This is a genomic window from Halalkalibacter sp. HAAS-P014 (assembly GCF_056619965.1).
In genome coordinates, this window is sequence record NZ_JBWQTV010000013.1 from 104902 (window position 1) to 119127 (window position 14226).

A 14226-nucleotide genomic window follows, 5' to 3' on the forward strand; every position below is an offset into this window, starting at 1 on the left:
GAAGTAACTCGAAGAAGCGCAATGGCTCCACACGTTACGCGCCTTACTATGAGAAACACACTTATAGTAAGGCCTTCAAAAGAGGGTGGCGGCTACGCACATTGCCTATAGGTAGTGAAAAAGGGGAAAACGTCCTTTTTCCCACCTTCAAAACTGTGGATGAATGGAAATGAATCTATCGAAAACATTGAGCCGTTATGTACTAAAAAGTGAATAACCTATACGTTATACACGTAGTTCTCCACATTGCATGAGATATTCACAGGGAGGCCACGTGTTTTTTTCTTCAAGTGGTTACATATCCACAGAATGGGGGAGAGCTATCCCCACTTCGCATTCTACTCCTTCCTCAATCCAACCAATACCTCCAAGCCAAAGGCCTCTCCTCATCTCTCGTGATTCTTCTCTTTTTCTGTACCATCATTGCACAAAGTGTTCCGTAATAATATTGCTCAAAGCTTGTTCTTATGGTCCCTTTTTTATATTTATATACCGTCTCTTTAAACGCCTGAATGATAACCGAATGATACGTTTCAATCGGCTTGTCGTTAACTCTCATCGAGCGATAGGCAATCGCTGCCTTGTCCCAAAGCTTGCAGATTTCTTTGGCCGTATTAAAAAATGGTTTCACGGCTTTTGTGAAAGCAGTTGGGACATAGGATGGTACGAATGTATGATCAAGTGATTCCAACGTTTGCTTACGTAGGTTTTTATTTTTATGTTTTTTAATAGTTTTATGATGTTTAGTTTCTGGTTCGTGATTATGGGTTTGAGGGCTTGGTGTAGCTGGGATTTTCGGTTCTTGGCGCTGTGTCATTTTTTCGTGTGACGGGGTGTCAAAACGAGTAAAGACGTAGACATTATGGGAGTTGCCACCTTTCTTTCGGATCGTCGTGAGGGTGGTGAAGATCCCTAGTTTCTTTGCTTTTCGGACCATACGGAAGAAGGTAGACCTTGAGATTCCCTTTTGGTTAGTGGCTGTTGCGCTTAGGATCGTCTCAATCTTGGCGTTGCAGATGCCGGGAACTTTGGCGCTGAATTGGATTAGGGTAAGGAGAGCGAGTTGCTCTCCTTTTGAAAAATGGTCTTTATATAATCTAAGAGCTTGTCTATTGGATGCGTTGAATTCTTTAACGGATTTGAACTGGCTAAGGGCTGCATATTGTTTGATGTTACCTGGCTGCATGAAGCGAGGCCTCCTTTTGGGGTGGGGGTCTGACCCCTTATTTGTGGATGTCGCGATGGCTGAAGCGAATGATCGTGTAAGACGTGCGTTGCAATTGCTTTTCAAGGGTGCGATAGGAAACATTAAGGATTAGTTCTCTATAGTTTTTAAAGGTAATAATCGATTGGCTGTAATTGTTCCGGCGTGGTTTGATCGTTTTAATGTGGTGATAGAAGATCCAGCTGCACTCATGTTGTTTCGGTGAGTGGGTCGGGAATGCGTAGATTTCTTCAAGTGGGTTAATCGGAATCGGAGCTTTGCTTAACACACCGGTTTTATGGGTGACGGCTGCGCGCCTGCCATCGTAGCTGGCGCCTCCTTCGAGACACGCGTTTTTGATAATTTGGAATGGTGTTTGTTTGACGAAGAACAGTTGATCACGTTCCCAGACTTTTGTGTAGTACTCGATCTCGTTAGCTGGGAGGAGGGCAAGTGTGTCGGGATTGATTTCGTAGTGAGAGAGGATGTTCAGATTCATGGGCAGGACTCCTTTTTCGGGGATATTTAAATAGAATGCGTAATCTATATGAAGGTCATGGATGATTGAGGATAAAGGTGTAAAGGTGGGGGATGTAGTGGTTATAAATCGTGTTTATATAAAAAATCGTTAATCCCACTTTTTGCATTGGATATGGCAGTGTCAAATTCTTGCCCGAATAGGCAGCTGAGGGTTAGTAAGATTTGATAATTCATGGTAGCTTCGCCTCGCTCGATTTTCCCGACATAGGCACGTGAGATTCCTAGTGTATAGGCTAAGTCGACTCTTGAAATGTTGTTTTGCTTCCTAAGTGCATGTACGACTCTGCCAATTTCTTTGTCGATGTCTTTTCGTAGCTTGTCCCTTTCCATTCTCATTTTTTGCTCTGGCGTTTCGTTATTGCTCAAGAGGTCTAGCTCCTTTTTAAGACTATAATCAGCCAAATAAAAGGTTTGAGCGACGTACTACAGTAGACAAAATTACATTTAATGGAATATATTATGATTTTTTTTGGGAGGATTTCTGACAACACGCGAAGTTTGCTAGATTTTTCTGTGGGATGTGTAGTAATTTGATAACAAAATGTCAGGGCTAAAATAAAATAATGAGAGAAGATGGTGGCACCATATATTGGAAACGTTGTTTTTCGAGAACAATCATTTACATTTCCAGCGTTTCTCCCTAAACTTAGAATGTCTAGTATTTTAGTATAATAAAGCGACATAGATGGAGGAGTTCAAAGATGAAGAATTGGAAGTTTTCACTTGCTTTGCTATTGGGGGTGCTTGTCAGTTTAGCTGGTTGTGGATCTGCGTCAGAAAACGAAGAACCTGCTCAAGATTCTGATACTAGTGAAGAGATTCTAGTGGAGGAAACAGAGATTGAGGAAACGGTTATTGAGTACGATGAACCAGAAGTGCCTTTTGAGTTGAATGATTTTGTTGTTGAAGTGACGCCGACTGGTGAGATTAATTCGGTTGGCGCCGTAGAGTATACTTATAACGTTGAGAACAACTCAGACATTCCAGTACGCCGATTTGAAGCAGATATTCGCTTTGATTTTGAAGATGGCCAATCGTTAGTATCAGGGATTACGATGCGTAATACGATTATGGACGGAGAGATGATCGGCAGTACTAGTCAGAGAGTGTATCCAGAGCCTGCAAGCGAGATCGAATCATATCGTGTGATTGCCTATTCTGTTTATGACCAAGAAGGGAATCAGTATGAGGTAGATTTGCAATTAGAAACAGTAGAAGTGTCACAGTACCGTTTATCAGAAATTGCAGATGATGCAGAATTCAACATCGAAGATTTCAATGTTGAAATCACTCCTAGTGGAAACATTAATTCAGTGGGTGCAGTAGAGTACAATTACAATGTAGAAAATAACTCTACTATTCCAGTGAAAAGAATAGAGTTAGATGTGAAGATGACGTTCGAAAATGAAGTTACTCTCGTTGAGGGAATTACGATTCGTGATACGTTAATGAACGATGATTCGATTGGTGGTAATGCTAGAGTGTATCCCGAGCCGGCTGCAAAAATTAGCTCATATCAACTAATTGGATATGAAATAACAGACCGTGATGACAATACGTACAAAGTAGACACGCGATTAAACATCATTGAGCATAACTAGAAGCGCGACGGTTGCTTTCCGGACTAGATTTAGATAACGTGCCACTAGTTTGTACAACAAAAAGAAGTAGCCACCATATCTGTTAAAGAGTTGGAGGTTACTTCTTTTTTTAGCAATAATCCCTTATCGAAATTCCAGATAGTCTTTTTCCTGTAACGAAAAATTTGATATGATATCATAGTGACATATTATTCTAATTCCAATTAACTTAAGGAAGTGCAAATACATGAAAATAGCAGTAGCTGGTACCGGTTATGTCGGTTTATCAAATGCCGTATTATTAGCACAGCATACAGAGGTCGTCGCTGTTGATATCATTCAAGAAAAAGTCGATATGATCAATCGCAAAGAATCTCCTATCGTAGATGCCGAGATCGAGGAGTTCTTAACGACAAAAGATTTAACGTTGAAGGCGACAATAGATCCTGTTGAAGCTTACAAAGGGGCAGAATTTGTCATTATCGCAACACCGACAGATTACGACCCAGATAAGAACTACTTCAACACAAAATCAGTTGAAAGTGTAATTGAAACCGTTTTGGATATTAATCCAGACGCTGTTATGGTAATTAAATCAACGGTCCCAGTAGGGTATACAAAAGAAGTGAAGGCTAAGTATCAAACAGAAAATATCATCTTCTCACCGGAATTTTTACGTGAGGGAAAAGCATTATATGATAATCTTCATCCTTCTCGAATCATTGTCGGAGAACAATCCGAGCGTGCCGAGAAGTTTGCTTCATTATTATTAAAAGGAGCAATCAAGAAGGATGTATCTGTTCTTTATATTGATTCAACCGAAGCAGAAGCCGTTAAGTTGTTCTCAAATACGTATTTAGCACTACGAGTTGCTTACTTCAATGAGTTAGATACGTATGCCGAAGAAAAAGGGTTAAATACAAAACAAATCATTGAAGGGGTTGGATTAGACCCTAGAATCGGCAGCCACTATAATAATCCTTCCTTTGGCTATGGTGGGTATTGCTTGCCGAAAGATACAAAGCAACTAAGAGCTAACTATGAGGATGTACCGAATAACCTTATCAGTGCGATTGTAGAAGCGAACACAACAAGAAAAGATCACATTGCAGCAAAAATTATCGAGAAAAGGCCGAATGTCGTCGGGATTTACAGACTCACAATGAAAACTGACTCCGATAACTTCAGAGCATCTGCTATTCAAGGGATTATGAAACGAGTTAAGGCAGTAGGCATCGAGGTCGTGATCTATGAGCCAGTGTTGCAAGAGGAGACGTTTTATAATTCAAAGGTGATTGGTGATTTGGAGGAATTTAAGAAAGTGTCTGATGTGATTGTGTCCAATCGCTTAGATGCGAATTTGGCTGATGTGGAGGATAAGGTTTATACGAGGGATTTGTATAACCGGGATTAAAATAGAAATACAAGAGGGGCCATCTCAAAAGGTAAAAAACAACCTTTTGGGATGGCCCCTTTTTTTGTTCATTATGAACGTTCTTGATATTCTTGTAGTTTGTTTTTATGGTATTGCGCTTTTCGCTCAATTTCCATTTTCATGTTCGTGTCTAAGCAGTCCTGGTAAGAGATCTTATGTAGATGATACTTAATCGAGTGCCATGTTCGTTTTGCTTTTTTTAACATATTGTAACCTCCTTGGAATCATCGTACGGAGGAGCCGTTTTTCGGTAACTGGCTGGCATAGCAATTTTGCTGAAGCCCCTATAGCTTTGCGTCACCACTTTTCAGTGATTTTGCCGTTTCGTACGATATGTATATTCCTATTCTCAATCAATTTACAGTGTTATGAAAGGGTCTTTTGTCACACTTTTAGCCTTTCTTTATAGGTCACTGTATCTATGTGAGGTCGTGATAGAGTAGGAACAATGGTTTGGCTTTTGATGATTTTGACCATTACCAAATAGATGAAGATCGCGCATAAGACCCCGGACCAGTTGATCCACACGTCAAGCATTCGTCCTCCTCGACCAAAGAAAGGCTGAACCACTTCAATCACAAGTCCAAACATATGACCACAGGCTGCAGTCTTCTGAATACTTCTGAAGCAATACATTAATAGAATGCCGAACAATAGAAACGAAAGAAAATGCCCCAGCTTTTGCGAAAACATCGGACTAGATACACTAATCTCATAGAAAACAAAGAAATTCGAGAAACTCGGGTTTTCTGTAAAAGAAAAAGTAATGTCTCCATGGTGGATCAATCCTCTGAAGCTAGCAGTTAAAGAAAAGATTACAATAATCAGTGCCCAACCAATTAGTAGAATGTACTTCATATACGTCACACTCACTCATTTATTTTTTACTAGCTTTACCAGTTTGGTTGAGTTGTATACGGATGGTCCCCTGCAGCCGAGAAAGGTATGTATATTTCTATCACGCTACTTTCGCTTTTTAGTGCAGCAACTCCTACAAGCGCTTTTGTCGAAAAAAGGAGATTTGTTACTATAGAATTGTAGAAATGGGAATGATATACTAATAAAGTCGTTACTAAATGTATTTTTTATCCTTTTATAGGAAGATAGTCACTGTTTTGTAGGTGGGTGGAAGCAAGAGATGAATACGGTTAAAGAAGTCGAAAAATTCACACAAGAGAAATTGACAAAGATATTAGAAAACGCCTATAAAAAAGGCTCAGAATCTGCTAACATCAGTTCAAAACAACTAGTTGAAGATATTGCAGCATCATTAAAGCCATATGTTAGTGAGAGTGGGAAGTAAAATAGTAGAACCCTAAACGATGGAACTTTTGAGTGAGCTTTGTTGTTTAGGGGTTTTTGTGTTTTGGGGAGGGGTTAGACGGTTCTCGCGCTTCCGAAGCCGTCCCGTTGTTTCCCACTCCTCTTGAAGCTTTTTTACCTATTACAGTATGAGAAAATATGTGGTAATATTATGAAAAAGCGATTGTGGAAGCCGGACGACCATATAGAGTAAGAAGACAGTAGTGAAAATATCATACTGAAACGGGGAATATATGGGCAGTTCCCCAAGAAAACCAGGAGCTTTTAGCGCTCCTGGTTTTTCTTAGGGATGGGGCTATTGGCAGAGAGGGTGTAAGGCACCCGGAAAAGAGGAGGAACATATGAAAACGAAGAAACTTTTTTACCTAAGCTTGATCTTACTTTTTCTAGCAGCTTGTTCACAGAAGACGATCGCTGAGCGAGTCGATGAAAGGCTGGCGCTTGGACAAAAGTATTTGCTAGAAGAAAATTATGAGGAAGCGATTTTGGCGTATGAAGAGGCGATTAAGATTGCGCCCCGTGCAGCAGATGCTTATTTAGGCTTGGCTGAAGTATACACAGTGTTAGAGGATGATGATGAAGTTGTAACGACTTTGACTGCCGGGATTGAGGTTGTGGAAGAGGCTAATGTGCTACGTGAGGAACTGGGCAGCCATTATCAAAATAGAGAGATGTATGCTGAAGCGCTTGACGTTTATTTGGATATTGTAGAGTCGGATGAAGGCGACCAGTTGGCCGTAGATGAAGTGGTTGATTTATATCAACGGTTGAATGAGTTAGAGAAATTACAAGAATTTTTGGAAGAGATGTTTCAACGGACTGATGATGAATCCTATCAGCATTTACTAGATGGTTTGTCTTTGATTACGGCAGGAGAACGATTGCCCGGGTTTGATGAAGAGATGGCAAGATTTCAAACGGTGATGAAGGATCGCAATGGCCATGAATACAATATTTTTCTATACGCCGAAAATGAGAGCAGAGAAGTCGTCGATCTTCCATCTGCTTTTGGAAGCGTGGGCGATGTTATTTTATCAGGTGATTACCAGGTTGTGATTCAAAACGAACTTGGCGATTATTATCTGCAAGATCTTGTTTTAGAAAACCAAAGCATTAATACGAATACACATATGCCGTACGTGATTGAAAATACGCCTGATTTGTTTGTGTTGTCTTGGGTAGAAGCAACCAATTTCAGTGCTCACGAAATCTATGCTTTAACGAGCCAAGGGTTAGAAATGATCGATATTACAGGTATGTCGAGTCCACGGTTAAAATCGGCAGGTCCGAATGCCTTCCAATATGTCAATTATAACAATGCAGAAGGAATTTGGACGTACAGTACGGTGGAGTTAGAGGTAGATAACTGGACGATGACGTTAACCGAGGAGTATGAGTTTGGTTTTGATGAAGGCCAGGCTTTGCGTGAGCAATACGCTGCTTCGGGCGATATGATCATCGACGAAGGGGGAATCACCCAATATCCGACTGAGTATATCGACGTCATCTTAAGAGAAAGTGGCTCTGCCAATGAGGTTGCGAATTATTTACATGAACTGATGAACTTGGGAGCATACGGGATCATTGCTGAAGGCATGGCTCCAATTGGGACGGTGGAAGAGGAAGTTCTCAGCAGATTCGGAGATCCGATCGATGATACGATGGGCTTTCAAGGAACAATCTTTTATGAGTACGACGACGCCACTTATATGATGGGATATCGAGACGAGTTTGAAGTACTAAGAAGTTTTCAGTCAGAGGGACAAATTTTACCTTTTACACAAAAGGAACTGATTGATGTGTTAGGTGCGCCAGATACAAGGGGGGAAGATCAGTACTTTCTGATGGGATACTACCTCAATTACAGCGCCGGAGAGTATACGGTGCAATTCGTTTTTGAAGAAGATCATGATGGTGCTGTGGTGAGGCAGATTTTTGTGCAGTAGTTTTGGGGATGGCGAGAACTGCGATCATTTTCTCTTGGCTGATTGCAGATAACCCTAGTAAAATTGCTAATAAAAGCTAGTTGCTATTAAATTGGGCAAATTTGCCGTTATATTTACAATTTCGCTATTATATTGCGAAATTCACCGTTATATCAGCGAATTCGCCGTTATATTTGCAAAATTGCTATAAAACGTGATTTTGTAAGGGTGTTGATAGGTTATAATGAGCGTTTTGAAGGCGATATTTGCTTGAGAAGTGGAAAAATACATTTTTAAACGATTTTTGAGAAGAAGTGTGTTGTTTTTATCGTTCTTATGATTAGTTTTTGTTGTCAAAAAAGCATGGCGGCGGTTCTTACATGGGAATTCGGAAGTTTTTCTCAAATTTTTAAGCTCTATGTGTAGTGTAAATGCCTAATATCGGTAGAACATATTATTGCTGTTACTTATCGCAAAAATTTTTGAATTCCCTAGCAAGAAGGAAGTTTAAATTTTTGGGTTTTATATTCTACACTTAGATTAAAATTTCCTTCTTCGAGGTACTTTTTCACCAGTCCCGGACGGTACTCGCGCTTCCTTCAAAACTGTGGATGAAGGAAAATGAGTCTATCGAAAACATCGAGCTTTTTGTACCCAAAAGTGAATAACCTATACTTTATACACGTAGTTCTCCACATTGTATGAGATATTCACAGGGAGGCTACGTGCTTTTTTTATCAATTGGTTACATATCCACAGAATGGGGGAGTTATCTCGCCACAAGCACTGTGACCATTCTCGTGATTTTCCTCCTTCTACCTCTCCCTCTAAAGTCCCTATTTGTTCATTTGTTTTTAGAGTATAATTTATATCAGAAGAGCGTTGTATGAACCTTAGTTAAATCATACACCCATCTTCATTTGTCATTTCAAAAAAGGCAAATCTTTCGAAAGGGAGAGACGCAAAGTCACAGACCTAAAGCGCTATGCTATGGTGGCTGGACCGCTGAAGAATGGAGAATGAAGCCGATACGATAGCTTTCAAATCTTTCTCAGCAAAATTTAAATTGTAGGAGAGGATTTTTTTTATGTTTAAGATTGAAAAATCAGTTAGGACATTATTGGTAGTTGGACTAGTAGCATTTGGAAGTACGTATCCAGCCGGGGCAAATCTAGCTTACGCAGATAGCCATGATGAAGATATTATTCAGGAAGAGACGGCTGAGGAAATAGAGAATGTGATAGACGAGAGCCAAGTGGAAGAGGCTGAACCAGCATCAGAAACAGTCATTGATAGCGAAGAAAGCGAGTCATCACTGCTTCCAGGGGATTTCTTCTATTTTGTTAAGAAGATCCAGGAAAATATTCAGCTCCTTTTCACGTTTGATGATTTAAAAGAGGCTGAATTACTTGCTTCTTTTGCAGAGGAGCGTATTAAAGAAGCTGAAGCCTTATTCGAACTTGGTGAAGAAGAGGCAGCAATGAAGCTTCTTCAAGAAGCAATCGATCAACAGGAAGCAGCTTTTGTAAAATATGAGCAACCAGTCTTATCAGACCAAGAGGAAGAGGCTGCTGAAGAAGACGATGCAGCTGAAGAAAACAAGGAGAATACTGAGAGCACAGAAGGCGTGGAATCGAAGGATCAAGAAAACAGTGAAGAAAATTCGGAAGAGGCAGTATCCGAAGAAACGGCCTCTGATGAGGAAGTTACTGATTTAACACGTGCTGAACTAGAAGCGAAATTCTCTTCTAACCTATTAGCCTTGCAAGCTGCGTTAGAGAAAGTACAAAACCCGCAAGCAAAAGCAGCTCTTGAGAAAAATGTTGCCAAAGCCCAAGAAAGACTTGAAACGAAATTAACGAAAAAATTAGCTAAACTTGATGGTGATGGTACAGATTTAGAAGATATGATGGAAGAAGCGACAGAGGAGCCTCTAACTGAGGAAGAAGTTAAAGAGGTTACTGAAGAACTAGTGAGAGAAACAAACGAAGAAAATCATGAAGAGGTACTAGCTGCTAGCAACAATCTAGAAGAGCAGGCAGATAAAGACGAGTCTATTAGCGAAGCGCCAGTCAAACCAGCCAAAGAGAAACAAATCGAAAACGTAACGAAGGAAGCAGAAAAGAAGCCTGAAAAAGCAGCTAAAGCAGAAGAAAAGAAAGCAGAAAAACCGGCTAAGGCAGAAGAAAAGAAAGTAGAAAAAGCAGCTAAAGTGGAAGAGAAGAAAGCAGAAAAAGCAACTAAAGCAGAAGAGAAGAAACCGGATAAAGCACAAGAGAAACAAAATGGAAATGCTAATAAAGCTGAAGATAAGAAAAATAAAGAGTAGAAGCACGGGGACGGTTTGAACTACTCCCTGTTAAGTAGACAGTGGAATAATAAATAACATTAAACGGCCATAGTCCTATATTCTAAAGGGCTATGGCCGTTTAATCGTTTTTGTAGTCGTTCTTAATTATAAAAGTACATGTATTCATCTATTGCCCACGAAAGCTCCCTCCTGGGTAGCACAGATAATCTGTCTATCTAGAAAGGAGCCTATCAGTTCTCATGCTACCTTCTATTCATTTTTTGCCGAAAATATCATCGTATTTGCTTTTGACATACATCTCTTTTTCATGTTTCTGTATGTCATGTCCTTTACCGAGATAATACGCTAAAGACATGATCAACAATACTAGACTACTGAGCAACTGTAAAAATTCAAATAGCGACCATAAAGATTCAATTTGGATATCAGGTAAGGTCACAGCTACGGAAAAAGAGTAAAGGATAAATTGGATAATCCCGAGGTCGTGATTCAAAGCAATAGGTGAAGCCCATAACGGAAAGTAATGAGATAATCCAGCTAATAAAAAATAAAGAACGCTAAAAATGATTGTTAGTTCCAAGATGCTATGTAAGGCAAGAGAAGTTCTTGATGATGGAAGCAGAAGAGTATTATTCCAAGAATTGATATAGACAATTTCAGCGTTGCCCAGTTCTTTTTTGCCATTGAATTCTTTGATGTCTTTTATATGATCATGATTAATCGTTCTATATTGATTCTTACTCCAGAAGAAAAGCTTTTCACGTTTAGTAACGATATCATTATAAAAAGCAATAAGAATTTCTAAAACCCTGGAAACCGTTCGGAAGATGACAAAAAGGAGAGTAGCAAAAGGAACCATCCCATATAAAAGTGGTTTATCCGAAAAGCTATAAAAACAAATAATCGCTATAAAAACAGTTACGATAATATTTAACCAATTACTTCTTTCGATATAGAACTTCTTAAGAAGCCGTGAATATTCTAATGCACCCAATGAAATAACATCCATATCGCAAGCAATTGACCCCATTTTTCGTTTGTAATATTCAGCCCAAAAATAATCAGGAGTCAAAAGAAACTTCAGGATTTTTGTTATAAGAATATAAATACATGATCCTATAATATAAAAGATTTTACCCAGAATGTTTTTATCCTTTGTTGGAAACAGCTCTCCCCAGCTTTTTACTTCTGCAGATAGTTCTTTAATAAAGCTTCCCTTTAAGTAATCGTATTTCTTCTTTGGAACGCTTGCACCTTTGATTGTCCGCCAAGCCACAAGTTTATGAAGCCAAAAAGAGAGGAGGTGTGTAAGGAAAAATACGGCAACAAGGAACCACCACCAATGGCCGTTAAAATCTATGGTCTTTTCTTCTAATGAATAGCTGAAGCCGTTAGGGCTGAAGGTAGAATACAAACTCACCACAATAAAGGCTAATAGAAAAAGGTATTTCCATATAGCCCATGTATTGTTCTTTTCTACAAGACTAGTATATTTTCCAGTGAGACCATGATATTTACCTGTTTCATAGATTTCTGCTAGTGTTGTGTGCTTAATTTGATTCATAACTAAAATCCTTTTATCCTTTTTTTGTAAGTTGTCTGCATAGATGTGTTAGGTATCATGATACAGTTTTTACCTGTTAATGAAAAGAGTAGTGAGGAAGCACCGGGTATGGAGACCTTTGTTTCAAAGAATAGTAGTGAACAGAACTAATGTTTGGTATAATTGAGTGACAACTACATTAAGTGGATGGTCGGTTGACCATCTCCCGATAGAAGGGAGGTGGGGAAAATGACGACATATGAAGCAATTACTGTTGCGCTGCAATCAAATTTAGTTTTGGTAGGAGTACTAACATTGATACTAATATTCGTCAAAGAAAGAAAAAAGTAACCGTCCAGCCCCTGACCAAAGGATAGGATAGGTTACTTTTTCCTTGAGAGATCTACTTAATTCACATGGTCAGCCGCTCTTCACGCGGCATGTAGTTGTGTTGACCGGGTGTTGACGCACTCGGTCTTTTTTACTCTAGGTTGATCTTGATAATATTATACATGATTAGTATTTGACTTTCATGATATTTTTACATTTATATATGAACATTCACAAATGATGCGATGTATTGGTGTGAGTTTGTTGAAGGGTTGGGGGAGAAGTAGGAGCATGGGGTTCTGATGCTTCCTCCAGATAAGAAGAGAACGACAATCAGTGGGCCAGCCCAAAAGGAAGCGCGAGAACCGACCCTGCGCTTCCTCGCATATTTCCTAGTTTTGCTCCTACTTTCCTACTGGTCAATATAGTAATATAAATACAGAATTGTTGATTACTAGATAGGAGGGTGCCTTTGTGTCAGAGCAGTGGTACTACTTAGAACAAGATCAAGAGATGGGCCCACATGACTGGGGAGAATTACAGCAACGTTATGAACGAGGGGAAATATTAGATTTGACGCTTGTTCGGAGGAATGCAAATGACAAGTGGGAACACTTTCAAGTGGTGAAAGCGATGGAAGAAACGGCGGTAACAGCAAGTACGGCGCCTACGTTAGATGATTTTACCCACCAAGTAAAAGGGACTTTTTTGCAAGCAACGGCCAAAGTAAATGAAATGGTCGGGGAAAAAGGAAATATTGATTTGAAGTTAAAAGATGTGTTCTCTGCTGTCTTGAAACCACACACGAAAGAGGAAGGCGAATTGCTTTTCATTTCTGGAACAACGGTCACGACACCACCTGAGAATGAAATCACGACATCATGGCCGAAGCCCTGGCTCTTCTTCAGGGTCTTTCTAGTATTTGCCGTGACGTATGTATTATTGTACATATGCACGTATGCCTTTCAAAATATGAACACGATACCTGGTTTGATTGTGATTGGGTCGTTTGCTGTGCCTTTTTCACTGCTTATATTCTTCTGGGAAACGAATGCGCCTCGAAATATCAGTATCTTTGATGTTGTTCGAATGTTTTTTGTTGGGGGAGTAGCCTCTTTAGTCGCAACCTTGTTTCTTTTTACGTTGTTTCCTATTTACACGTTAAGTTATTCAGGGGCGATTACGGTTGCGATTGTTGAAGAGGTGGGCAAGTTAATCGTTGTGGCTTATTTCATTTATAAATTACGGACGAAATTTATTTTAAATGGCTTATTGATCGGTGCAGCAATAGGAGCGGGATTCGCTGCCTTTGAATCGGCGGGGTATGCGTATAATTATGGGATGCACTATGGTGATGATGTCATGCTCTCGGTGATTATCGCTAGAGCTTGGTCATCAATAGGTGGTCATGTCGTATGGGCTGCCATAACGAGTGCAGCACTTGTGCTTGTAAAAGGTGAACAGCCCCTTTCGCACTCGCACTTTTTCGACTCAAGATTTCTGAGATTATTTTCTGTGCCGATCATCCTTCATGCGGTTTGGAATTCGCCTTTTTTACAGGAGTTAACGATTATTAAATACCTCATTCTTATTTTTATTGCTTGGGTCTTTATTTTTACAATTATGAATGCAGGGTTAAAACAGATCTCTCGCTTGAATGAATCTGCTAGTCTGTTAGCGGAAGCTGCTGTTACGAGTTCTTTCTGTCCAGAGTGTGGCAGCCGAAATGAGAAGAAGGGGTACTTTTGTTCGAACTGTGGAAGGAAGTTGGGAGCGTGAGTGAAGTGTGGGGACGGTTTAGCTGAGGAAGCGCGAGAACCACGCCGACGATCCCTGTAAAATTGCTACTAAGCGTTGTTTGCTATTAAATTGGGCCAAATTGCCGTTATATCAGTGGTTTCGCCGTTATATTGCGAAAGTCGCCGTTATATCAGCGGTTTCGCCGTTATATTCGCAAAATTGCTAGTAAACTTGAAAAATTGCAATAAAACGTGATTCGTAAGGGTGTTGAAGAGTTAAAAGGGGCACTTTGAAG

General features: G+C 39.9%; 12 protein-coding genes and 2 riboswitches. Of the genes, 6 read left to right on the forward strand and 6 right to left on the reverse strand.

The genetic code is table 11. The features are described from left to right. Positions 1-349: 349 nt before the first annotated feature. The 3 genes from AC1FXZ_RS10610 to AC1FXZ_RS10620 all read right to left on the reverse strand — a co-directional run bounded on the left by AC1FXZ_RS10610 (position 350) and on the right by AC1FXZ_RS10620 (position 2110). A complete protein-coding gene (locus AC1FXZ_RS10610) occupies positions 350-1186 on the reverse strand; it encodes a hypothetical protein (RefSeq protein WP_480053344.1) in 837 nt (278 codons plus the stop codon). 37 nt (positions 1187-1223) lie between these two features. Further along, positions 1224-1703, reverse strand: coding sequence for a competence protein ComK (locus AC1FXZ_RS10615; RefSeq protein WP_480053346.1), 480 nt, complete (start codon positions 1701-1703; stop codon positions 1224-1226). Positions 1704-1804: 101 nt separating this feature from the next. Next, positions 1805-2110 carry a helix-turn-helix domain-containing protein gene (locus tag AC1FXZ_RS10620; protein ID WP_480053348.1) on the reverse strand — a complete coding sequence of 102 codons (306 nt, stop codon included), beginning with the start codon at positions 2108-2110 and terminating at the stop codon, positions 1805-1807. A 335-nt stretch (positions 2111-2445) separates the two neighbouring features. On the opposite strand from AC1FXZ_RS10620, the gene AC1FXZ_RS10625 reads away from it, so the two are divergent. Both AC1FXZ_RS10625 and AC1FXZ_RS10630 read left to right on the forward strand, forming a co-directional pair. Beyond that, positions 2446-3345 carry a hypothetical protein gene (locus AC1FXZ_RS10625; RefSeq protein WP_480053350.1) on the forward strand — a complete coding sequence of 300 codons (900 nt, stop codon included), beginning with the start codon at positions 2446-2448 and terminating at the stop codon, positions 3343-3345. Positions 3346-3571: 226 nt separating this feature from the next. Continuing rightward, positions 3572-4738 carry a nucleotide sugar dehydrogenase gene (locus tag AC1FXZ_RS10630; protein ID WP_480053352.1) on the forward strand — a complete coding sequence of 389 codons (1167 nt, stop codon included), beginning with the start codon at positions 3572-3574 and terminating at the stop codon, positions 4736-4738. Between the two features lie 71 nt (positions 4739-4809). On the opposite strand, the gene AC1FXZ_RS10635 is transcribed toward AC1FXZ_RS10630, so the two are convergent. Next, positions 4810-4965, reverse strand: coding sequence for a hypothetical protein (locus AC1FXZ_RS10635; RefSeq protein ID WP_480053354.1), 156 nt, complete (start codon positions 4963-4965; stop codon positions 4810-4812). Positions 4966-5005: 40 nt separating this feature from the next. Continuing rightward, a riboswitch (cyclic di-GMP riboswitch) is annotated at positions 5006-5090 on the reverse strand. A 53-nt stretch (positions 5091-5143) separates the two neighbouring features. Beyond that, positions 5144-5617, reverse strand: coding sequence for a VanZ family protein (locus tag AC1FXZ_RS10640; protein WP_480053356.1), 474 nt, complete (start codon positions 5615-5617; stop codon positions 5144-5146). 280 nt (positions 5618-5897) lie between these two features. Between AC1FXZ_RS10640 and AC1FXZ_RS10645 the strand changes: the two genes are divergently transcribed. The 3 genes from AC1FXZ_RS10645 to AC1FXZ_RS10655 all read left to right on the forward strand — a co-directional run bounded on the left by AC1FXZ_RS10645 (position 5898) and on the right by AC1FXZ_RS10655 (position 10336). Continuing rightward, positions 5898-6062, forward strand: coding sequence for a YwzD family small protein (locus AC1FXZ_RS10645; protein ID WP_480053358.1), 165 nt, complete (start codon positions 5898-5900; stop codon positions 6060-6062). Between the two features lie 361 nt (positions 6063-6423). Next, positions 6424-8028 carry a tetratricopeptide repeat protein gene (locus AC1FXZ_RS10650; RefSeq protein ID WP_480053360.1) on the forward strand — a complete coding sequence of 535 codons (1605 nt, stop codon included), beginning with the start codon at positions 6424-6426 and terminating at the stop codon, positions 8026-8028. Positions 8029-8933: 905 nt separating this feature from the next. After that, positions 8934-9017, forward strand: a riboswitch (cyclic di-GMP riboswitch). Between the two features lie 77 nt (positions 9018-9094). Further along, on the forward strand, positions 9095-10336 hold the full coding sequence (locus tag AC1FXZ_RS10655; RefSeq protein ID WP_480053362.1) for a DUF5667 domain-containing protein: 1242 nt from the start codon (positions 9095-9097) through the stop codon (positions 10334-10336). 235 nt (positions 10337-10571) lie between these two features. Here AC1FXZ_RS10655 and AC1FXZ_RS10660 read toward each other — a convergent pair whose 3' ends face one another. Continuing rightward, complete coding sequence (locus tag AC1FXZ_RS10660) at positions 10572-11882, reverse strand: hypothetical protein (RefSeq protein WP_480053364.1); 1311 nt, start codon at positions 11880-11882, stop codon at positions 10572-10574. A 783-nt stretch (positions 11883-12665) separates the two neighbouring features. On the opposite strand from AC1FXZ_RS10660, the gene AC1FXZ_RS10665 reads away from it, so the two are divergent. Continuing rightward, positions 12666-13970, forward strand: coding sequence for a PrsW family glutamic-type intramembrane protease (locus AC1FXZ_RS10665; protein WP_480053366.1), 1305 nt, complete (start codon positions 12666-12668; stop codon positions 13968-13970). The last annotated feature ends 256 nt before the right edge of the window (positions 13971-14226 follow it).